Origin of the sequence: Rhizobium leguminosarum (assembly GCF_019798305.1) — a bacterium.
Classification (GTDB): Bacteria; Pseudomonadota; Alphaproteobacteria; order Rhizobiales; family Rhizobiaceae; genus Rhizobium; species Rhizobium leguminosarum_U.
This window is the reverse complement of record NZ_JAAXDD010000005.1, coordinates 1-21,600: the sequence shown is the minus strand read 5'-3', so window position 1 is coordinate 21,600 and position 21,600 is coordinate 1. Positions and strand designations below refer to the sequence as shown.

General features: G+C 61.3%; 18 protein-coding genes and 2 pseudogenes. 12 read left to right on the top strand and 8 right to left on the bottom strand.

The window, feature by feature from the left end; all coding sequences use genetic code 11:
• Positions 1–341: 341 nt before the first annotated feature.
• Entirely contained in the window at positions 342–674 is a 333-nt protein-coding gene (locus tag HFO99_RS10200) for a hypothetical protein (RefSeq protein ID WP_222360988.1), read from the top strand.
• Between the two features lie 55 nt (positions 675–729).
• Here HFO99_RS10200 and gcvA read toward each other — a convergent pair whose 3' ends face one another.
• Positions 730–1,626 carry a transcriptional regulator GcvA gene (gene gcvA, locus HFO99_RS10195; protein ID WP_222360987.1) on the bottom strand — a complete coding sequence of 299 codons (897 nt, stop codon included), beginning with the start codon at positions 1,624–1,626 and terminating at the stop codon, positions 730–732.
• A gap of 101 nt (positions 1,627–1,727) precedes the next feature.
• Here gcvA and HFO99_RS10190 point away from each other — a divergent pair, with 101 nt between their 5' ends.
• Positions 1,728–1,931, top strand: a complete 204-nt coding sequence (locus tag HFO99_RS10190) for a hypothetical protein (RefSeq protein ID WP_222360985.1) — start codon at positions 1,728–1,730, stop codon at positions 1,929–1,931.
• Here HFO99_RS10190 and xdhC read toward each other — a convergent pair.
• The 4 genes from xdhC to HFO99_RS10170 all read right to left on the bottom strand — a co-directional run bounded on the left by xdhC (position 1,907) and on the right by HFO99_RS10170 (position 7,728).
• A complete protein-coding gene (gene xdhC, locus HFO99_RS10185) occupies positions 1,907–2,722 on the bottom strand; it encodes a xanthine dehydrogenase accessory protein XdhC (RefSeq protein ID WP_222360983.1) in 816 nt (271 codons plus the stop codon). The two genes, HFO99_RS10190 and xdhC, sit on opposite strands and share 25 nt — an antisense overlap.
• A 130-nt stretch (positions 2,723–2,852) precedes the next feature.
• Positions 2,853–5,192 (bottom strand): xanthine dehydrogenase molybdopterin binding subunit, encoded by a 2,340-nt coding sequence (xdhB, locus tag HFO99_RS10180; protein WP_222360981.1) that lies wholly within the window; start codon positions 5,190–5,192, stop codon positions 2,853–2,855.
• 265 nt (positions 5,193–5,457) lie between these two features.
• A complete protein-coding gene (gene xdhA, locus HFO99_RS10175; protein WP_222360978.1) occupies positions 5,458–6,924 on the bottom strand; it encodes a xanthine dehydrogenase small subunit in 1,467 nt (488 codons plus the stop codon).
• 27 nt (positions 6,925–6,951) lie between these two features.
• A complete protein-coding gene (locus HFO99_RS10170; protein WP_222360976.1) occupies positions 6,952–7,728 on the bottom strand; it encodes a 3-hydroxybutyrate dehydrogenase in 777 nt (258 codons plus the stop codon).
• A gap of 157 nt (positions 7,729–7,885) precedes the next feature.
• Here HFO99_RS10170 and glpK point away from each other — a divergent pair, with 157 nt between their 5' ends.
• The 7 genes from glpK to map all read left to right on the top strand — a co-directional run bounded on the left by glpK (position 7,886) and on the right by map (position 14,546).
• Positions 7,886–9,379 carry a glycerol kinase GlpK gene (gene glpK, locus HFO99_RS10165; RefSeq protein ID WP_222360974.1) on the top strand — a complete coding sequence of 498 codons (1,494 nt, stop codon included), beginning with the start codon at positions 7,886–7,888 and terminating at the stop codon, positions 9,377–9,379.
• Between the two features lie 173 nt (positions 9,380–9,552).
• Positions 9,553–9,927 (top strand): YciI family protein, encoded by a 375-nt coding sequence (locus HFO99_RS10160; RefSeq protein WP_222246739.1) that lies wholly within the window; start codon positions 9,553–9,555, stop codon positions 9,925–9,927.
• Positions 9,924–11,183, top strand: coding sequence for an RNA polymerase sigma factor (locus HFO99_RS10155; RefSeq protein WP_222360971.1), 1,260 nt, complete (start codon positions 9,924–9,926; stop codon positions 11,181–11,183). Before HFO99_RS10160 ends, HFO99_RS10155 begins: the two co-directional genes overlap by 4 nt.
• Positions 11,184–11,283: 100 nt before the next feature.
• The gene (locus tag HFO99_RS10150) at positions 11,284–11,751 is read left to right on the top strand and encodes an SRPBCC family protein (RefSeq protein ID WP_222360969.1); all 468 of its coding nucleotides are present in this window, start codon (positions 11,284–11,286) and stop codon (positions 11,749–11,751) included.
• A gap of 156 nt (positions 11,752–11,907) precedes the next feature.
• The gene (locus HFO99_RS10145) at positions 11,908–12,198 is read left to right on the top strand and encodes a GIY-YIG nuclease family protein (protein ID WP_222361341.1); all 291 of its coding nucleotides are present in this window, start codon (positions 11,908–11,910) and stop codon (positions 12,196–12,198) included.
• 381 nt (positions 12,199–12,579) lie between these two features.
• Positions 12,580–13,641, top strand: a complete 1,062-nt coding sequence (locus HFO99_RS10140) for an LLM class flavin-dependent oxidoreductase (protein ID WP_222360967.1) — start codon at positions 12,580–12,582, stop codon at positions 13,639–13,641.
• A gap of 146 nt (positions 13,642–13,787) precedes the next feature.
• Positions 13,788–14,546 carry a type I methionyl aminopeptidase gene (gene map / locus HFO99_RS10135; RefSeq protein WP_222246747.1) on the top strand — a complete coding sequence of 253 codons (759 nt, stop codon included), beginning with the start codon at positions 13,788–13,790 and terminating at the stop codon, positions 14,544–14,546.
• A 197-nt stretch (positions 14,547–14,743) separates the two neighbouring features.
• Here map and HFO99_RS10130 read toward each other — a convergent pair whose 3' ends face one another.
• Positions 14,744–16,096, bottom strand: a complete 1,353-nt coding sequence (locus HFO99_RS10130; RefSeq protein WP_222360965.1) for a hypothetical protein — start codon at positions 16,094–16,096, stop codon at positions 14,744–14,746.
• A 176-nt stretch (positions 16,097–16,272) separates the two neighbouring features.
• Here HFO99_RS10130 and HFO99_RS10125 point away from each other — a divergent pair.
• Positions 16,273–17,793, top strand: a pseudogene (locus tag HFO99_RS10125) (FAD-dependent oxidoreductase).
• 197 nt (positions 17,794–17,990) lie between these two features.
• Here the strand turns inward: HFO99_RS10125 and HFO99_RS10120 are convergent.
• Positions 17,991–18,566, bottom strand: a complete 576-nt coding sequence (locus HFO99_RS10120; RefSeq protein WP_003541914.1) for a PadR family transcriptional regulator — start codon at positions 18,564–18,566, stop codon at positions 17,991–17,993.
• A 167-nt stretch (positions 18,567–18,733) separates the two neighbouring features.
• On the opposite strand from HFO99_RS10120, the gene HFO99_RS10115 reads away from it, so the two are divergent.
• On the top strand, positions 18,734–19,933 hold the full coding sequence (locus HFO99_RS10115) for a YbfB/YjiJ family MFS transporter (RefSeq protein ID WP_222360963.1): 1,200 nt from the start codon (positions 18,734–18,736) through the stop codon (positions 19,931–19,933).
• Positions 19,934–20,058: 125 nt separating this feature from the next.
• Positions 20,059–21,327 carry a peptide antibiotic transporter SbmA gene (sbmA, locus tag HFO99_RS10110; RefSeq protein WP_222360961.1) on the top strand — a complete coding sequence of 423 codons (1,269 nt, stop codon included), beginning with the start codon at positions 20,059–20,061 and terminating at the stop codon, positions 21,325–21,327.
• Positions 21,328–21,409: 82 nt separating this feature from the next.
• Here the strand turns inward: sbmA and HFO99_RS10105 are convergent.
• Positions 21,410–21,600: pseudogene (locus tag HFO99_RS10105) on the bottom strand (IS110 family transposase); the annotation flags it as partial.

The window sequence follows — 21,600 nt, the reverse complement described above, 5'->3', positions numbered from 1 at the left end:
CTCGTGACATTGCGGAAATTTTGGCGGGGAGGGAAGAGGAGATTGAAGAACTGCACACGCGCAACGACCGGCGCGGCCAAAGCAGCAATGGCAGAATCGCCGCGCCCTCGAGATCTTCGGCGGTTTTGCCGAAGTTGCCGATCGCGGTCGGATCACCGATCTGCTGTCGCGTGCCTAAAAGCTGCCGAGAAGGCTGTGCATTATCTCTGGCTTATACTGAATCTGCTAATTCAGCAGATCTTGAACTGCGACGACTCGATTACAGTTATTTTGCAGGCCGCCGGAATAAAATAAGAACCGTTAGATCATCGGCGGCGCATTCATCGACGGAGAAGATGCCGATGCGCAGTATTCTGACGTGTGTGATGATGGCGTATGCGTCGTTGGCGACGGCTCACGACGCACCTTCGGGGTGGAGTTATGACCCCTATTGTTGCAACGGCGACAGTCATAATGGCGATTGCCAGATGATCCCTTCGAAAAGCGTGGCGGTGACGCCAGGGGGATATCGCGTGACGCTGCTGCCGGGCGACCACCGGCTGGTTACGCATGCTCATGTCTTCCTGCTGCCGATGACGAAGGCGATGCAATCCGGCGACAACGACTATCATCTTTGTCTGTTCCCGAACGAGGATACGCCGCGCTGTTTCTACGCGCCGGAAATGGGTTATTGAAGGCGGGACCACAGGACCGGAGCCAGGTCATGAAACGGGTCCGGCGTGCGATGCTCTAATCTCCGGCTGCCTTCATCTCCTCAAGGATCCAGTTGCGGAAGGCCTTGATCTTCGGCACGTTGCGACGGTTTTCCGGGTAGACGAGCCAGTAGGCCTTGCCGTCGCTGCGGGTCAGTTCGAAGGGCTGATACAGCCGGCCGAGGGCGATCTCTGCCGCATAGAAGGCAGGATGAAGGATGGCGACGCCATGGCCGGCGATTGCCGCGTCGGCTTCCACCGCCTGAGAGCCGAGCTGGTTGCGGGGGCGCCGGTCGAGATCCGTCTCCGTGACGCCGGCTGCCTCGAACCATTGTTTCCACCAGATGTCGCCGGCGTCGAAGAGATCGAACTTCAGGAGATCGCGCGGCTCCCTGATGCCGCCTGCCGTCTCCGCCAGCATTGGGCTCAGCATCGGCGTGAACTCCAAGCCCATCAGCCGGTGCAGCGTCAGCCCCGGCCAGTTGCCGTCGCCCCAGCGGATGCCGACATCGATCTGCTCGCGGGCGAAATCTATGATATCCGAGCTCGCCTGAAAGCGCACCGCGATTGCCGGATGCTTCAAGTGGAAGGAGCCGAGGCGCGGCGCCAGCCATTTCGAGGCGAAGGTATGGGTCGAACTGATCGCGAGCGTGCCTTCGACGCTGTCGCGCGCCGTTGCCATCGCGTCGTGCAGCATGGCAAAGGCTTCGGTCACCTTCGGCGCCAGCCGCTCGCCGGTCTCTGTCAGCGCGATCTGGCGGGGACGGCGCAGGAAGAGCGGCTCGCCGACATTCTCCTCCAGCAGTTTGATCTGATAGCTGACCGCCGTCTGCGTCATGCCGAGCTCATCGCCTGCCTTGGTAAAACTTCCAAGCCGGGCAGCGGCCTCGAATACGCGCAGCGCATTCAGCGGGAATTGTTTGGAGAGTTTCATGGATAAGTTCTCTTGATGCAGACAGACGGTCGTTCGATTGGAATTGCAGCATTTTTGGCGGCAAACTGCAACTCATAGCATCAATCTATCGAGGTGATGTCATGGACTGCCATGTTATCGAAGAGGGCCGGCCGCAGCAGAGAATCCAGGTTTTCCGGCGTCTTGCCGGCTGGCTGGCAAGCGGCGCTGATCGTTTCCGCCGTCTACCCCGGCTCGATCTCAATGCTGCGCCCGATCGCGTCAAGCGCGATCTCGGTTTCCTCGACGGACGCGATCCCTACTACGAAGACGAGCGCATGCGGTAGGCGCCAAGCGCCGTCAGGATCTCGGCGGCGGTCATGGCCGCGATCACCTCAGGGCGCTTGTCCCTGACCGCCGCGCCGCCGATCGGCAGCGTCAGCCGCTCCATCCAGCCGCGCTCTCCGCCGCCTTCACGGGAAAGCCAGCTTGCGAAGGTGGCGCGCTTGGTCGCAGAGCCGATCATGCCGGCATAGGCGAGATCCGGTCTTTCCAGCGCCTCGCGGGCAATGAGGAAATCCAGCGCGTGGTCGTGCGTCAGGATGACGACCGCGCCGCCGGCCGGAATATCCCTCACCAGTGCTTCCGGCATCGGCATGAGCCGCGTCTTCGTCTTGGAAGGCAGGTTGGCGAGTTCCTCCCGCCGCGTCTCGACGACCGTCACCGACAGCGGCAGCGGCGCAAGGGCTGTTGCCAGCGCCCGGCCGACATGGCCGGCACCGAAGAGATAAACCTCCGGCAGACGCTCGAGCTCACTGGTTAGCCTGGCCTCGATATCTTCGGCAACCGCCTGCGTCACCCGGCGAAACCGCAGCTGCGTGCGCCCACCGCAGCACTGACCGATGTCCGGCCCGAGCGGGATATCCATCTGAGCCATCCCGCCGGTTCCCGCGAGCATGTCCCGGGCATTCGCGATCGCCATGAACTCCAACTGCCCTCCGCCGATCGTGCCCCACAATGCGGTTTGCGATACCAGCATGAAGGTACCGGCCTCGCGTGGGGTCGAGCCCTGCGTGCCGGTGATATCGACGAGGATGCAGTCCGGGTCGGCGGCGAGGAAAGGGGGAATGTCGGTCATGGGGCGATGGCCGATGGGTTCGCGGGTGTGTCACCCCCCTCTGTTCTGCAGGACAGTGGGGGGTATCGCTCACTCCAAGCTCTCTGCCCGTCCTGCTCAACCAACAACCCAGCCGGACGCGTTCGCATCTCTACACTCGTTTCATCCGCTCGACCGCCATCAGTACCCGCTCCGGCGTCGCCGGGGCGTCGAGCCTCGGGCAGACCTTGTAGTTGGCCACACTTGCTACCGCCATCGACAAGGCTTCCAGCACCGAGATCGCCAGCATCAAGGGCGGCTCTCCGACGGCCTTGGAGCGGCCGATGGTGGCCTCAGTGTTCTCGGACCATTCGGCAAGGCGCACGTTGAAGATCTTCGGACGGTCGGAAGCGAGCGGGATCTTGTAGGTGGAAGGCGCATGCGTGCGCAGCCGACCCTTGTCGTCCCACCAGAGTTCTTCCGTCGTCAGCCAACCCAGGCCCTGCACGAAGGCGCCTTCGACCTGGCCCATGTCTATCGCCGGGTTCAGCGAGCGGCCGACATCGTGGAGGATGTCGGTGCGGTCGATCAAATATTCTCCCGTCAGCGTATCGATCGACACTTCGGTGCAGGAGGCGCCGTAGGCGAAATAATAGAAGGGCGTGCCACGCCCGGCCTTGCGGTCCCAGTGGATTTTTGGCGTCTTGTAGAAGCCAGCGGCTGAAAGCTGGACGCGGGCGAAATAGGCTTGCTTGATGAAATCGGGGAAGGGGATATCGATCTCGCCGACGCGCACGCGGTTCGGCAGGAAGACGACGTCGGTGGCCCCAACACCCCATTTCTCGGCGGCGAAGGCCACCAGCCGTTCCTTGATCTGGCGGGCGGCGTCATAGGCCGCCATGCCGTTCAAGTCCGAGCCGGAGGAGGCGGCAGTGGCCGAGGTGTTCGGCACCTTGGCCGTCGTCGTCGCGGTGATCTTCACCCGGTCGATATCGACCTGGAAACTGTCGGCCAGCACCTGCGCCACCTTGGTGTAGAGGCCCTGGCCCATTTCTGTGCCACCATGATTCAGATGGATCGAGCCGTCCTGGTAGATGTGGACGAGGGCGCCGGCCTGGTTGAAGGCGGTCATGGTGAAGGAGATGCCGAATTTCACCGGCGTCAGCGCGATGCCCTTTCTGATGTAGCGGCTGTCGCGGTTGAAGGCGATGATGGCGTTGCGCCGTGCCTTGTATTCAGCCGTTTCCTCCAGCTCCTCGACGACGCGGACGATGATATTGTCCTCGACCTCCTGGTGGTAGGGGGTGAGCGTGCGCCCGGACCCCGGCTGGCCGTAGAAATTTAGCTTGCGGACATCGAGCGGATCCTTGCCGACGGCATAGGCGATCTCCTCGATGAAGCGCTCGGCGCCGAGCATGCCCTGCGGCCCGCCGAAGCCGCGAAAGGCGGTGTTAGAGACGGTGTGCGTCTTCAGCGGCTTCGAGGTCAGGTGCACATGCGGATAGAAATAGCTGGAATCGGCATGGAAGAGGGCACGGTCGGTCACCGGCCCTGAGAGGTCGGAGGAGAAACCGCAGCGCGCCGCATAGGTGGCGTCGACCGCATGGATGCGGCCTTCAGCGTCGAAGCCGAGCTCATAATCGACGAGGAAATCATGGCGCTTGCCGGTGGCGCTCATATCCTCGTCGCGGTCCGGACGGAATTTGATCGCTCGGCCGAGCTTCTTGGCGGCGATGGCGGCAAGCGCTGCGAACTGATTGCCCTGCGTCTCCTTGCCGCCGAAGCCGCCGCCCATGCGGCGCACGTTGACGGTCACGGCGTTCGAGGGAATATCGAGCACGTGGCCGACGATGTGCTGGATCTCGCTCGGATGCTGCGTCGAGGACCAGACGGTGACCTCGTCGTCCTCGCCGGGGATGGCCACAGCGATATGGCCTTCGAGGTAAAAATGCTCCTGCCCGCCGATGCGCATCTGACCTTTCAGACGCAAGGCGGCATTCGTCATTTCCGTGTCCGGCTCGCCGCGCCGTAGTGTCATCGGAGTGATGACGAGCGGGCCGCCATTGGCGAGCGCGCCGTCAATGTCACTCCAGTGGGGCAGGTCGCGATAGTCGATCTTTGCCAGCAGTGCGGCACGGCGGGCGGCATCACGCGTCTCGGCGATGACGGCAAAGATTGGCTGGCTATGGAACTGAACTAAAGTTTCGGCCAGCAGCGGCTCGTCATGGCTGCCGTTGGAGCTGACGTCGTTGATGCCAGGGACATCCTTGCCGGTGAAGACCCAGACGACGCCGGGATACGCGGCGACCGCAGAAAGGTCGATGCTGAGGATTTCGGCATGCGCCCGGCCGGAGAGGCCGAGGGCGCCGTGCAACAGACCTGCGGGTTCCGGAATATCGTCGATATAATCGGCGGTTCCGGTGACATGCTTATGCGCTGAATCATGCCGCAGCGGGCCGTGCATCGGGCCTGATATGATAAGCTTACGGTGTTCGAAGGTGGACTTGTCCATTAGCGATGTCCTCCGCGAAGGGAGTGATGGGATGCGGTTACTCCGCACTCCCTCGTTCCTGTGCCTGTCACAGGAATCCAGCCACCGCGCATCTGCGCGGTGAACGACTCATATGATGCTAAGGAAAAGTCTCTCGCGCCCAAGGACTTGGGCGCGCTGGATTCCTGTGACAAGCACAGGAATGATGGAGGGGAGGCGACCGCGACCGTTCCCATCGAAGCTTGCGACCAGGTCTTGGAGATCAGGCGGACGGTCGCTTTTTTCATCACGCCAACTCCTCGAACCGCTTCAGTTCCGCCGGCGCCCCCACGGTCTCCAGATAGAACCGCGTCAGCAGGTTCTTCGCCGTCAGCTGGCGGTATTCAGCTGTGGCGCGCCAGTCGGTCAGCGGCTGGTAATCGACATCGAATGCGGGGCGGGCTGCCTCGATCGTCGCTTCCGTCCACGGTTTGCCGATCAGTTCGGCTTCCACCGTGCGGGCGCGTTTCGGCGTCGCCGCCATGCCGCCGAAGGCGATGCGGATGTCGGTGATCATCTCGGCCTCGTCAAGCGTCAACAGGAAAGCGCCGAGCACGGCGGTGATGTCCTCGTCGCGGCGCTTGGTGATCTTGTAGGCGGCAAAGCGGCTGGTTCCCGCCGGATAGGGCACGTAGATGCTTTCGACGAATTCGCCGGGCTTTCGGTCCTGCTTGCCATAGGCGATGAAGAAATCCTCGAGCGGCAGCGTGCGCGCGCCGTTTATGGAGCGCAGCGTCAGCGTCGCGCCGAGCGCGATCAGCGGCGGCGGACTGTCGCCGATCGGCGAGCCATTGGCGATGTTGCCGCCGATCGTGCCAATGTTGCGCACCTGCTCGCCGCCGATGCGATCGATCAGCCGCCCGAGCGCCGGGATTTTCTTGGAGATCGCCTCGAAGGCCCTGGTGTAGCTGACGCCGGCGCCGATGGTGACGCCGTCCTCGCCTTCTCTAACCGACTGCAATTCGCTGAGGTGGCTGATGAAGACCACTGGGCTCAGCCTGCGCATCTGCTTCGTCACCCAGAGGCCGACATCGGTCGCGCCGGCGACGATGGTCGCGTCGGGTTCCTGCGAAAGGATTCCTGCCAGCGCCTCCATGGAAGCCGGTACGATCAGCCGGTCTTCGCCATTCGTAATGCTGATGGTGCCGCTCGCCTGCATCGCCCAGAGCCGGGCGACGATTTCCGAACGTGCCCGCTGCAGCGGATCGAAGAGCGTGCTCGGCCGCATCATGCTCACCTGCTCGGCGGCCTTGACGATCGGCTCGTAGCCCGTGCAACGACAGAGATTGCCCTGCAGCGCCTTTTCGATTTCCTGGCGGCTGGGCTTTTCCTTGGCGAGCCAGAGACCGTAAAGCGACATGACGAAACCAGGGGTGCAGAAGCCGCATTGCGAGCCGTGACAATCGACCAGTGCCTGCTGCACCGGATGCAGCGCGCCGTCCCTGCCGGCCAGATGCTCCACCGTCACCACATGCGTAGCGTGTAAGGAGCCCATGAAACGGATACAGGCATTGACCGATTCATAGGCGAGCTTGCCGTGCGCCAGCCGGCCGACGAGTACGGTGCAGGCGCCGCAATCGCCTTCCGCGCATCCTTCCTTGGTGCCCGTCAGCCGTCGCTTCAACCGCAGAAAATCGAGAAGCGTCTCGGTCGGCCCGACATCGGTGAGCGTGATGTCCTCGCCATTCAGGATGAAGCGGATACTGTCGTTCATGATATTCCCGGTTGTTTTTCCAAATGGTTAAGCCGCTGTCCAGCCACCGTCAATCGAGATGTGCGTTCCGGTCACCTGCCGGGCGGCATCGCTGGCGAGGTAGAGCGACAGTGCGCCTATTTCCTCGGCCTTGACGAATTCATGCGTCGGCTGCGCCTTGAGGATGACCTCGCTCTTCACCTGCTCCTCGGTCATGCCGCGCGCCTTGGCGGTGTCCGGTATCTGTTTCTCGACGAGCGGTGTCAGTACGTAGCCGGGGCAGATGGCGTTCACGGTCACGCCGAATTCGGCAAGCTCCAGCGCCGCCGTCTTCGTCAGGCCTAATATACCATGTTTTGCCGCGACATAGGCGGATTTGAAAGGGGAGGCGACGAGCCCGTGGGCCGAGGCGATGTTGATGATGCGGCCGGACTTCTTAGCCTTCATCAGCGGGATCGCGGCGCGCATGGTATGAAAGGAACTCGACAGATTGATCGCGATGATCTGATCCCATTTCTCGATCGGGAAATCCTCGATCTTCTCGACGTGCTGGATGCCGGCATTGTTGACCAGGACATCGACGCCGCCGAAGGTTTTCGCTGCCGTTTCGATCAAGTCGGCGATCTCCGCCGGCTTTGTCATGTCGGCTGGATGATAGAGCGCCCGGCCTTTGGACAATGATTCAAGCCGTTGGGCGATCGCCTTGATTTCGTCAGCTTTTCCGAAGCCGTTGATAACGACGTTGTCGCCCGTTTCGGCGAAGGCAGTGGCGATCGCAAGGCCGATGCCGCTGGTGGAACCGGTAACGACGACTGTTCTGCTCATACTGTTTCTCCGTGACTGCCGATGCTGCGTCGCAGCGTTACCGGCGAAGTTATGCTCAAAGCCGGCAGGCGGCAATTCCGCTTTATTCGCTTTTCTCGCTCGCATCCGTGTCCTATTGATTTGCCATGATAATCAGCGTGCTTGGGAGAGCAATTTCATGAGCGGATATGTTCTGGCGATCGATCAGGGAACGACGTCGACACGGGCGATCGTTTTTAACGGCGACATGCAGGTCGTCGGCAAGGGCCAGAAGGAATTCACTCAAATCTATCCGCGCTCCGGCTGGGTCGAGCACGATCCCGAGGAGATCTGGGATTCGGTCGTCTCCACCGTCCACATGGCGCTGCGCGATGCCGGGATCGAGGCTAGGGATCTTGCCGCACTCGGCATCACCAACCAGCGCGAGACCGTCGTCGTCTGGGAGCGCGAGACGGGCCGGCCGATCCAGAATGCCATCGTCTGGCAGGACCGGCGCACGGCAAGCTATTGCGACAATCTGAAACGGCAGGATCTGGAGCGGCTGTTCACGAAGAAGACCGGCCTGATCCTCGATCCCTATTTTTCCGGCACCAAACTTTCCTGGATGCTTGCTAACGTGAAGGGCGCGCGGGCGCGCGCTGCCAAGGGCGATCTCTGCTTCGGCACGATTGACACCTTCCTGATCTGGCGGCTGACGGGCGGCAAGAGCTTCGTCACCGATGCCACCAATGCCTCGCGCACGCTGATGTACAACATTGCCGAAAACGCGTGGGACGAGGATCTGCTCGATATTCTGAGGGTCCCCGCCGCCATGCTGCCGGAAGTCAAGGATTGCGCCGCTGATTTTGGCACGGTCGATCCTGATATTTTCGGTGCTGCTATCCCGATCCTCGGCGTGGCCGGCGACCAGCAGGCGGCGACCATCGGCCAGGCGTGTTTTGCGGCGGGCATGATGAAATCAACCTACGGCACCGGCTGTTTCGCGCTGCTCAATACCGGCGCCGATATGGTGCGGTCGAAAAATCGGCTGCTGACCACCATCGCCTATCGCCTTGACGGTGAGACCACCTATGCGCTGGAGGGTTCGATCTTCATCGCCGGCGCCGCGGTACAATGGCTGCGGGACGGGCTCGGCATCATCGGCAGTGCTGCCGAGACCAATGCCCTCGCCGAAAGGGCCGATCCGACGCAGGAGGTCTATCTCGTGCCCGCCTTCACCGGTCTCGGCGCGCCGCATTGGGATGCCAAGGCGCGGGGCGCGATCTTCGGGCTGACGCGCAACAGCGGTCCGGCGGAACTCTCCCGGGCGGCACTGGAAGCCGTCTGCTATCAGACCCGTGACCTGCTCGATGCCATGCAGAAGGACTGGAAGAACGGCGCCGAGGACACGGTGCTGCGCGTCGACGGCGGCATGGTGGCCTCTAACTGGACAATGCAGCGCCTTGCCGACCTGCTCGATGCGCCGGTCGATCGTCCGGTGATCCTGGAGACGACGGCGCTGGGTGCAGCCTGGCTCGCCGGCAGCCGGACAGGGGTGTGGCCGGACCGGGATGGTTTTTCGGCGACCTGGAAACGCGATCGGCGGTTTGAGCCTGAGATGGACGAGAAGGTGCGGGCGGCAAAGCTCAAGGGTTGGAAGAATGCGGTCAAGCGGACGCTGAGCGAGGGGTAAGGGGCGATCAGAATCGCGCTGTAATTCCGGTCGCTTCCGGGAGATGCTCAGCACTTTCGTCAGCCACGGCGTTGCCGTGCTCGAGAAGATCACGAATTTCCCATCAAAAATTTTTTGATGCGGCCTGTCGGGTAAGCGGTTACTCCTTCGTCATTCAAAAAGAGGAGTGAGCGATGCTTTATGCAATCCTTTGTTACGCCCATGAGGAAACCGTCTTCGCCTGGACCAAGGAGGAAGAAGCTGCCGTCATGGAGAAACTCTACGCCGTGCAGGAGCCGCTTGCCGCATCCGGCAGGCTCGGCCCCGTCGGCCGGCTGATGCCGACGACGGCTGCTACCACCGTGCGCAAGGGCAAGGACGAGCCCTTGGTCATTGACGGACCTTTTGCGGAAACGAAAGAGGCGCTTCTCGGCTTCTATGTGGTCGACTTCGAAACGCTCGACGAGGCGATCACCTTCTCGAAGCAGCTTTCATCCGTCAATCCAGGTTCCACCTCTTACGAAATTCGGCCTTTCTACGTCTTCAGGCCCGGAGATGCTTCATCATGACAGACATTGCCTGGATCGACCTCGCGCTTGCATCGGCTCGCCCGAAGGCGCTCGGCGCGCTGCTGCGCTATTTCCGCAATCTCGATACCGCGGAAGAGGCGTTTCAGGAGGCGTGTCTGAGGGCGATCCGGACATGGCCGGAGAAAGGGCCACCGCGCGATCCCACAGCCTGGCTCATCTTCGTCGGCCGCAACAGCGGCATCGATGCGGTGCGCAAGCGAGCGAAGATCCAGGCTCTGCCGGATGAGGACGTCATCTCCGATACCGAGGATGCCGAAAGCGACATCGTCGAGCGGTTGGACGATTCCAATTATCGCGACGATATTCTGCGGCTGCTGTTCATCTGCTGCCATCCCGATCTGCCGGCGACCCAGCAGATCGCGCTGGCGCTGCGCATCGTCTCCGGCCTTTCGGTGCAGCAGATCGCGCGTGCCTTCCTTGTGTCGGAAAGCGCCATGGAACAACGCATCACCCGGGCCAAGGCGCGCGTCGCCAAGGCCGGCGTGCCTTTCGAAACGCCGAGTCCGCAGGAGAGGGCCGAACGGCTCTCGATCGTCAGCACGATGATCTACCTAATCTTCAACGAGGGCTATAGCCAGGCCGATCCCAGGCATGAGGCGGCTGCCTTCAGCGACGAAGCGATCCGGCTGGCGCGACTGATGCTGCATATCTTCCCGTCGGAACCGGAGCTGATGGGGCTGCTTGCGCTCATGCTCCTGCAGGTCGCGCGCCGGCCGGCGCGCTTCAATGCCGGAGACGAGATCGTGCTGCTCGAAGATCAGGACCGGTCGCTCTGGAACCAACCCTTCATCAATGAGGCCTTAGCGCTGCTTGACAAGGCGCTGCGCCATCGCCAGCCAGCTCCTTATCAGATTCAGGCGGCCATCGCCGCTGTTCACTCCCGCGCAAAACGCGCCGAGGATACAGATTGGGTGGAGATCGATCTGCTCTATCGCGCGCTGGAGCGTCTCCAGCCGTCGCCTGTCATAACGCTCAACCGGGCCGTCGTCGTCTCCAAGCTCCAGGGTGCGCAGGATGCGCTCGACCTCATCGATCCGCTTGGCGAAAAACTCGGCGGCTATTTCTACTATCACGGCCTGCGGGGCGGGCTGCTGAAGCAGCTTGGCTTGACCAGCCAGGCGCGAGAAGCCTTCGACCGCGCCATTGCGCTCGCCCATTCGGCGGCCGAGGCAGCCCATATCCGCCGGCAGATCGACAAGATGCAGGAAGAGGCCACGCAGCCGGTCGCAAAATAAAATGCGAAAAAGCCGGCGCGTTGTCGGAACGTCGACATTCCACACGTCCTTGTAACAACCTGACAGGAAACAGGTTTCATTCACATGGAGAGATGTCGACATGACCGCCAGCACGCAACATGAACTTGTCCTCGTTCGCGAATTCGACGCGCCGCGCGAGAAGATCTACAAAGCATGGACCGATCCCGCCTTGCTGAAGCAGTGGTTCGTGCCGCGTCCCTGGGGTGTGGCGGAAGCAACGCTCGACGTCCGCCCCGGCGGTTCCAGCGTCGTCGTCATGCATGACCCCGAGGGCAATCAATACCCGAACCGTGGCGTCTATCTCGAAATCGTCGAGAACGAGAAGATCGTCTTCACCGACGCCTATGCCAGCGCCTGGGTGCCTTCCGAGAAACCTTTCTTCACAGGCGTCATCCTGCTCGAAGATCTCGGCAACGGTCGCACGAAATATACGGCCAAGGCGCTGCACTGGCGCGCCGAGGACAAGGAGGCGCACGAGAAGATGGGCTTCCACGAAGGATGGGGCAAGGCCGCGGACCAACTGGCGGAGTTGCTGGCGAAGATGTGAGCGGTAACGGGGCCGCCCTGCGCGGCCCTTTTCGTCATCTCCTGTGTGAAGTTATTCGAGAGATGATTCCGCTCGGCCCTTGAAGTGCTTGATCCGGAATCGAAATCGGCGGTCTCTCCAGGTGCCTTTTGGCACGACGTGTGCCAATCTTTCGCCATGAAGGGCTATGTCTATATTCTCGCATCGAAGCGCAACGGCACGTTCTATGTTGGTGTGACGCGCGATCTGGCGGGGCGTTTGTATGAACACCAGAATGAACTGACGCCGGGCTTTACGTCGAGATATGGCGTCAAGATCTTAGTCTGGTTCGAGGAGCATGATCTGCTGACCACTGCGATCACGCGTGAGAAGACGATCAAGAAATGGCCGCGGCAGTGGAAGCTCAATCTCATCGAGAGCGAGAATCCCGAATGGGAGGATATCTCGTTTCATCTGTTGGGCTTGTGAGGAGTCTCTCGTCGCGCGGACGCGCGACTGCTGGATTCCTGTGACGGGCACAGGAATGAGGGAGCAAGAGGTGCACATCCTGCCACTCATATCCCTTATCATTCAAAGTCTTATTATCAGATGCTAGATTGGGGAAGCAGTTGTTGTTGAACTCCACGATTGCCGAGAACTCCTCTCATTCCTGTGCCTGTCACAGGAATCCAGCAGCGCCGTGGCCACGGCGCAAAGACTCTTTGCCACCCCATTGATGTCCACCCGATGAAGCCTGCCTGAAACATCATGCCGCCTATCGAGATTCTCGAACATTCCGTTCCAGAATTTGTATTTGCGCTGCATCCCCGGCATCCTTATCTCAGCCGAGAATTCAACAGGATGCCGACAATGGAACTGGGGCTTTACACATTCGCCGACGTCAATCCCAACCCTTCCCGCAGCAAGGGCGCGGAAGCGGCCGAACGGCTGAAGCATCTTATCGAGGAAATCGAGCTTGCCGATCAGGTGGGGCTCGACGTCTTCGGCCTCGGCGAACATCATCGGCCGGATTATGCGGCGTCGGCTCCCGCGGTCGCGCTGGCGGCCGCCGCCGTTAAGACGAAGAGCATCCGGCTGACAAGTGCGGTCACTGTGCTCTCCTCCGATGATCCGGTGCGGGTCTTCCAGCAGTTTTCGACGCTCGATCTGATCTCCAACGGCCGGGCCGAAATCATGGCCGGGCGCGGCTCCTTCATCGAGTCCTTCCCGCTGTTCGGCTATAATCTCGAAGACTACGACCAGCTTTTCGAGGAGAAGCTCGATCTGCTGCTGGCGCTGCGCGACAGCGAGGTTGTGGAGTGGAAGGGCGAGCTTCGCGCGCCGCTCAATGGGCGCGGCGTCTATCCCAGGCCACTGCAGGATCCGTTGCCGCTCTGGGTCGCGGTCGGCGGTACGCCGCAGTCGGTGGCGCGCGCCGGCGCGTTGGGCCTGCCGGTGGCACTGGCGATCATCGGCGGCGAGCCGCGCCGTTTCGCGCCGCTCTTTGATCTCTACCGCGAGGCCGCGCGCCGGGCAGGGCAGGATCAGGCGAAGCTGAAGACCAGCATCAACGTCCACGGCTTCATCGCCGATACGACGGAGGCTGCCGCCGACCAGTTCTACGGTCCGCAGGCCGAGGTGATGAACCGCATCGGCCGCGAGCGCGGCTGGGGGCCGACGAGCCGGGCGCATTTCGACATGTCGCGCGGGCCGAACGGTGCGCTCTTCGTCGGTGATCCCGAAGTGGTCGCCGAAAAAATCATCGCCCATCATGCGCTCTTCAAGAACGATCGCTTTCTGCTGCAGATGGCGATCGGTCTGATGCCGCATGCCGAGATCATGCGCGGCATCGAGCTTTACGGCACGAAAGTCGCGCCGATCGTGAGAAAGGCGTTGACTGACAGCAGCGAAGAGGCGAAAGCCACGGCTTGACGAGCGCATAACGGCGAAAATCGGAATCGATTTTTAAAACGGAGTATGCGCAGATTCGAAGTGACAGAGCGTCCTTAGGGCTTCCTATTGAAGGCGCGGCGCTCGAGGCGGCCGCTGCCGCCCCTGCGCAAGGCCGGAACAGACGAATGGTTATCGCAAACGACGACGAACTGATAAAGCTCAAGGAGATCGGCCGCATCTGCGCCAACGCCATCCAGGTGATGGCGGCGGCGATGGAGCCCGGCATGACGACGCTGGAACTCGACCAGATCGGCCGCAAGGTGCTCGAGGATTCGGGCGCGCGCTCGGCGCCGGAGTTCTGTTATCAGTTTCCCGGTGCCACCTGCATCAGTATCAACGAGGAAATCGCCCACGGTATTCCCGGCCCGCGCGTCATCCGCGCCGGCGACCTCATCAATATCGACGTCTCGGCGGAAAAGGACGGCTTCTTCGCCGATACCGGCGCCTCCTTCACGATGCCGCCGGTGAAGCCGAAGATCGAGCGGCTTTGCCGCGACGGCAAGCGGGCGCTCTGGGTCGGTCTCAACCAGGTGAAATCGGGCGAACCGCTGGCAAAGATCGGCACTGCCGTCGGTGCCTTCGCGCAGAAGAACCGCTATACGCTGGTCGCCAATCTCGCGAGCCACGGCGTCGGCCGCTCCTTGCACGAGGAGCCGGCCGAGCTCTCGACCTGGCCGGATCCTTCGGAAAAACGGATGATGACGGAAGGCCTCGTCTTCACCGTCGAACCGTTTCTCTCACTCGGCGCGACATGGGCCGAAGGCGGCGACGATGCTTGGACGCTCTATGCCGATCCGAAGGCGCCGACCGTGCAATACGAACACACGGTGGTGGCGACGCGCAACGGGCCGGTGATTCTGACCTTGCCGGACGGGCGGGCATAGGATTCAGGTCGCAGGGCTTTCCGTTGGCTGGAGCGGGGAGCTTTCTTCCTTTGCGCGGCATCCTCCAAGATACTGCCGTCATCGCCGTCGTCTGTGAAAAATCTTGTTTCAGGTGCGATCCGCGGTGCTCTCCGCTGCCATCCTCTTTCATGATCTGTCTCAAGAGCGAACCACCCTATCGTCAGGGATGGAGTTGGTTAGAGCGACTTCAAATACTCGGTGAGGTCGCTTTTTTCCTCAGCGCTCAAGTTTAATCTCAGGTGGTCGTTATAGTGCGCGACGACATCCTCCAGCGTGGCGAACCGCCCGTCGTGGTAGAAGCCACCCTTGTGGACCTTGTCCTCACTCCATAAGGCCCGCAGTGGCGCTGTCCGGTAGCGGCCGTCCGGGGCTCGTTTCGCCTGGAAATCATCTATCCCGATCTCGTCCGCCGTGTGCAGGTTCCAGCCAGGTTCGGTGAAGAGCGGCGGCACATGGCAGGTGGCGCACTTGGCCTTGTCGTTGAAGAGATTCTTTCCTTTTTCCGCCGCCGCACCGTCGAATATGCCTTCCGGCGGCTGCGGAGTAGGCAAGGATAGCTGGTAGAAATGCAGCGCCGGAAGTTTGGCGGTGATACGGTCTTCCTTGTCCTGCTGGTGGCCCTGCTTTGTCCTAGCTGCGACGGGATACTTCTCGTCGTCGTCGAGACGCGGATCGTAGAACGTGCCTTTGCCATGCATTTCGAGGTTGCCGACATAGGCGTTCCAGTAGCTGACGGTCCCCCAGGCTCCAGTCCAGGTATGGTTGTTCACGCCCGCCAATCCGAATGCGGGCGGATTGAGCGTGGCTGACGTTTTGCCGTCCGGCCGGAATGCCTTTCCATCCAGGTTGAGCTCGGCATCGAACTTGCCAGGCCCCCAGGCTTCCACCGCCTTCTTCACGTCCGCTTCCGAAACCTGCAGCATCTCGGTGAATGCCGTGAGGTCAGGCGCTAGCGCGACGATCGCACCGATGTTCAGGTCGCGGTTGGGCCAGCCATCCAGCCGATGGCCGATGCCGGGAGCGTAGGCGTCATCGACCGTCGAATGGCACACCGCACACTGGATTCCGACCGACGTCAGCGTCTTTCCGTCCTCGCCGAAGAATCCGGTTACCCCCACAACGGCATTGGCCTTCAGCAGAAGGAGCGTGCTGGCCGGATCGTCAAGATCAACCTCGCCTTTGTCGAGCGCAGCAGCAACGTCTTTTGGAATGGCGTTAACTTCGACCTTCAACCCGAGCTCCAGAGCTTTTTTAGGACTAAGGCCTGGTCCCTTGCCGCTCAGCTTATCACCCGCGATCGCCTCGTGAAGCTTGAGTTTGCCTCCCCAGAAGTCCTCGCTGCCGAACGTGTCAAAGCGGAATGTCTCGCGGCCTTCCTCCAGGTATCGTCTTGCTTGATCGGCCGCCGCGGCGTCAAAGTCCTTACCGCCGACAGAGGGCTTTTTGCCCGTTTGGGCAGCAGCGGGAATCATCGTTGATGCGAGGAGGAGAAGGAAAAGAGCTGCGGTACCCTGAGAGCGCAGAGACATAGAATTCCCTCCACGCAGCCGAGGTTTTCGGCTTGCGCATCTAGATTTAACGTCAAGGACAACAATTCCCAACAATATATTACAACATACTAACGTAGCAATGAGATTCCTGGCTCCACTCGGAACATTCGGTTCATCCGCCCATTTACCGCGGAAGGACTGGGAGAAACTCCGCCATGAATGCGAGCGACGAACGGACCGTGTCTCTCTGGTCAGGCATCGAGGTCGCGCCCGATGCAGCGTCCCTCACCCGCAACGAAGACTTCGACGTCGTTGTAGTCGGATCTGGAATTGCAGGCATGTCGATCGCGTACGAGCTGGCCGCCGCGGGGCAAAAGGTTGCAGTCCTCGACCGAGGCCGGATCGGCGGCGGCATGACGGCCCGCACGACTGCACACCTCGCGTCGGTATGCGACGACTACTTTTCGGAACTAATCGGGTTGCGCGGCGAGGAGCTGGCGCGGCTCTATTTTCAGAGCCACTCCGCGGCGATCGCTCGAATTGAGGCGATCCAGACCGCGGAGCGCATAGCCTGCGACTTCCGTCGGCTCGACGGCTTTCTCTTCCCCGCCTCCGGAAGGGCGGAAGCCGATCTCCAGCGTGAGCGGGAGGCGGGCCTCTAAATCGGCATTGCCGTCGAGGAAGTCCCGGGGTTGCCGCTTGCCGGGCATGCGGACACGCCCGCCCTGCGCTATCCGGATCAGGCGACATTCCATCCGCTCAAATATCTTCGCGGTCTCGCCGCCGGAATTCGGGCGCGCGGCGGCTCCCTCCACAGTGAGACGATCGTCGATAAGGTAGAGGAAACCGACGGCGGGGTGCGCGTGGGAACGAACTCCGGCCTCACCGTTACCGCCAGGTGGGCCGTCGTGGCGACCAACTCGCCTATCAACGATAGGGTTGCACTTCATACGAAGCAGGCACCCTATCGAACCTACGCAATGGCGTTCGAGATTGCACGCGGTATCGTACCGGATGGTCTCTACTGGGATACCGAGGACCCCTACCACTATGTCCGCCTTCATCCCGGCGATGACGAGAGCGACTTCCTCATCGTCGGTGGCGAGGACCACAAGACTGGCACCGCCGACAACGCCGACGATCGCTTCGCCGCCTTGACATTCTGGATCAGAAGACTGGTGCCCGATCTCGGGGTCGAAACCCACCGATGGTCCGGGCAAGTGATGGAGACCATCGACTAGGCCGGCTTCATCGGCCGCAATCCCGGCAACGAGCGGCTATTTGTAGTCACCGGCGATTCTGGCGAGGGCATGACCCACGGCGTGGTGGCCTCACTCCTGATCTCCGAGATCATTCTCGAGGGCGGCAGTCCCTGGCGGGAACTTTACGAGCCGTCCCGGAAGACGGTGAGCGCGGTGGGCAATTATCTTGCCGAGAACGCGACAATGATCAAGAATTTCGCCGAGTATGTCGTGCCCGGCGAAATCGAGTCTGTCGATCGGCTGCGACCGGGAGAAGGTGCTATCGTCCGCGAAGGAATCACCAAGATCGCAGCGTTCCGCAGCAACGATGGCACGCTGCACAGGCGATCTGCCGCATGCACGCATGTCGGTTGCCACGTGCACTGGAACTCCCTGGAACGGTGCTGGGACTGCCCATGCCACGGATCGCACTTCGCGGTGGATGGAACGGTCCTGAACGCACCGGCAGTCTCGCCCCTGGCCGAGATCGACTGAGTGTTGCTCCGGCGAGTTAACGTGGAGAGACCGAACTCCACGGGGCGTAGGGCTCAGGCCGCGGGGTTTCGGTTGGCTGGAGCGGAGAGCTTTCCTCCCTTCTGCGGCGTCCTCCGAGGCTCCTCATCCTGAGGCGGGAAGACCGCAGGCGCAGCCTCAGAGGACACGCCGCGGCGCTGCTTCCTGCAGCCATTGCTTCAACCGCGCGTTCCCGGCCTGCCGCCCTGCAGGATTTCCGTCGCCGCGCGTTCCAATATCCCGGCGATGCGGGCGGCTTCGGGTTTGGACCAGGGATAGCGCATCCGCATGGCCGAGCGCAGCAGCATGCGGGCGGCGCGGATATCACCACCGTCCTGCATGAAATCGCCGTCATCGCCTTCGTCGGCGCCGTGACGGTCGGTTTCGAAGACACGCTTCACATGGGCCATCTTCTCGCCGATGCGTTCCAGCTTGGCGAACGTATGCAGGATCATGGCGCGGTTTTCCTCGACACGGCCGCGGCCTGCCTCGGTGATACGGTAGAGCTTCTTGGCGCCCTCGACCTCGACCTCGGCAAGGCCGGTTTCCTCGAGATAGGTGAGGGCGGGATAGATGACGCCGGGGCTCGGCACGTAGAAGCCGCCGGACCGCTCCTCCAGCAACTTTATCAATTCATAGCCGTGGCGCGGCTGCTCAGCGAGCAGCGCCAGGATGACGAGCTGGAGATCGCCAGCCGCAAATTTGCGGCCCATGCGGAAATCTCCGCCGAACATGCCGCCTTTAAAACCTCTCATGGTTCTTCCTTTCATCGTTAGATGTATCGTTGACTATGTCGTAAAATATATATCGTAAGATAATTATTTTCAAGAGGGGGTGAAAATTTCCGGCGTTTCGGGAAATTGATCGATCGATCAGAATTACTTGATTGTGATGCCGATGCTGCAGCGCGATAAACACGGGCATGCTCGCCCGCACCCGAAACTCCCCGCCGAATCTTGTCTCCACCGCCGCTGCCGGCGCTGTCGCCATGGCAGCTGCCATGGGCTTCGGGCGCTTTTCCTACACGCCGATCCTGCCCGGTATGATCAGCGGTGTGCCGCTTTCGGCAGCGGATGCAGGCTTTATCGCATCGGCGAATTTCGTCGGTTATCTCGTCGGCGCCGTGCTTGCCGCCTATGACTGGGCAGCGGGTCGGGAGCGGCTGGTGGCGCTGTTGTCGCTGCTGGCAACCGCGATCCTGCTCGCCGCCATGGCCGCCACCGATTCTGTCGCGATCTTCGCGGTCATCCGCTTTCTGGCGGGCATTGCCAGCGCTTTTGCGATGGTCTTCACGTCGTCGATCGTGCTCAGCCACGGGGCTGCTGCCGGTAATGACCATGTGCAGGCGGCGCATTTCGGCGGGCCGGGAGCAGGTATTGCGCTGTCTTCGGTCATGGTGCTGCTGATCGGACTTGGCTTTCACGACGGACCGGGCGGTTGGCGCGCCGACTGGATCGGCGGGGCGCTCTACTGCGCGGCGAGCCTCGTCGTCGTCTTCCTGCTATTGCCGTCGGCGCCTGCGAAATCGGCGCAGTCGGGCAAGGAGCCGGCGCTGGTCTGGAACAGGCCGATGGTGCTGCTGACGCTGTCCTACGGCGTATTCGGATTCGGTTACGTCATCACCGCAACCTTCCTCGTCACCATCGCGCGCCTTTCTGCAACGGGACCCTTCGTCGAATTCCTCTGCTGGTTCATTGCCGGCCTGACGGCTGCGGTGGCGCTGTTTGCCTGGAAGCCTCTGGTCAGTCCACTCGGGCTTGGCGGCGTCTATGTCGCAGCCCTTCTGGTCGAGGCCGCCGGGGTGCTTGCGACGGTGGCGCTACCGCCTTCCGTCGCACCGCCTTCCGTCGCACCGCTGATCGGGGGGGCGCTGTTCGGGGCGACGTTCCTGGCTATCACCGCTTACGGGCTGCAGATTGGCCGCAAGCTTTCGCCTGAGAGCCCGCGGCGGATCCTGGCGATGATGACGGCTGCCTTCGGCGTCGGCCAGATTGTCGGGCCTGTTGTTGCCGGCTGGATCGCCGAGCGCACGGGCAGCTTCACCGTGCCCACGATGATCGCCGCCGTGGCCCTCGTCGCCTGCGCAGCGCTGGTGATGCCGGTGATCAAGAAAATCTCTTAACCGGTTACATCTCCGTAACAATCGGCCGAACCCATTGCTGCTTCCTTCGAACTGCCTTAGTTTCCGGCACAATCAGTGTTCGACGACACTCCCGAGACTCACCGTTCAGGAAAGCAAAGCTCCCCGTGTTTCATTCCTTCTTCCCCCAGCCAAAAGCGTTCTTTACTTCGCTCGCGATCTGGACGCTGGCAGCAATTTTTGGCTGGTATTTCTTCGCCGCTGGTCTTGGTGCTTCCCTCGGTTTTGCGCCGGTTCCCGAAGAGCAGCAGCCGATCGATCTCTCCTTCTTCCTGCTACGGGAAAATCTCTGGTTTTATGGGTATTTCTTCCTGGCCGCGGGGATCTTCTGCTGCGCTTGGCATCTGAAGGCGCGCAGCCATCCGTGGAAGACGTGGTCCATCTGGGGCTCGGCGCTTATCATTTTCGTGACCTATTTCAGCGTGCAGATTTCGGTTGTTATCAACAACTGGCGCCGGCCGTTCGGCGATTTGCTGCAAAATGCTCTGGCGAAGAAGCCCGGCATTACCGTCGAGAACTTCTACGATCTGTTCCTGGTTTTCGCGCAGATCGCCTTCCTCGCCATGTTCGTGTCGATCCTGACTGACTTTTTCACCAGCCATTACATCTTCCGCTGGCGGACGGCGATGAACAATTTCTACATGGCGAATTGGGAAAAGCTTCGCCATATCGAAGGCGCATCCCAGCGTGTGCAGGAAGACACGATGCGCTTTTCCAGCACCCTGGAAGGCCTCGGCATCAACCTGATCAATTCAGTGATGACGCTGGTCGTCTTCCTGCCGATCATGTTGGCGCTATCACATTACGTGACGACCCTGCCGGTGCTCGGCGAAGTGCCGAACTCTCTCTTTTGGCTGGCCATCTTCTGGTCGGCTTTCGGCACCGCCCTACTCGCTGTCGCGGGTATCAAATTGCCTGGGCTGAATTTCAAGAACCAGCGCGTGGAGGCGGCTTACCGCAAGGAACTGGTTTATGGCGAGGATCATGCCGACCGAGCGCAGCCGCCGACGGTCCAGGAGCTGTTCTCAAGGGTACGGAAAAATTATTTTACGCTGTACTTCCATTATATGTACTTCAATGTTGCCCGCTCGTTTTATCTGCAGGCGGACAATCTCTTCGTCTATTTCTTTATGGCGCCGACCCTTGTCGCCGGCGCCATCACATATGGTATCTTCCAACAGATCGCGACCGCTTTTGGCCAGGTAAGCAGCTCCTTCCAATATCTCGTCACTTCCTGGTCGACGATCATCGAGCTGCTCTCCATCCACAAGCGCCTCAAGGCCTTCGAGGCGGCAATCGACGACGAGCCTCTGCCTGATATTGACCAGCGCTACCTGGAGCGCGAAGCGGCGGGGATTGTGCACGCCGACGGTTGATGCGCGGGGTATTCTGCGAGCGATTGGAAGGTTTGCGTCTGCGGCAACAAATCTCTTCTCCCCAGCGGGGAGCAACCATGTTTCAATTTTGCCGGTACTGTGGCGTCCATTCGGTCTTTCGGATGAGGATGGCGTTGGCGAGAATGATGAGTTTTCGGGCGACGGCTATGACGGCGCACAGGTGTTGCTTCCCGTTGCTGCGCAAGCGCGTATAGAAGGAGGCCAGATCCGGATTGTGCCGGGTTGCCGTGAAGGCGCACATGAACAGGCTCT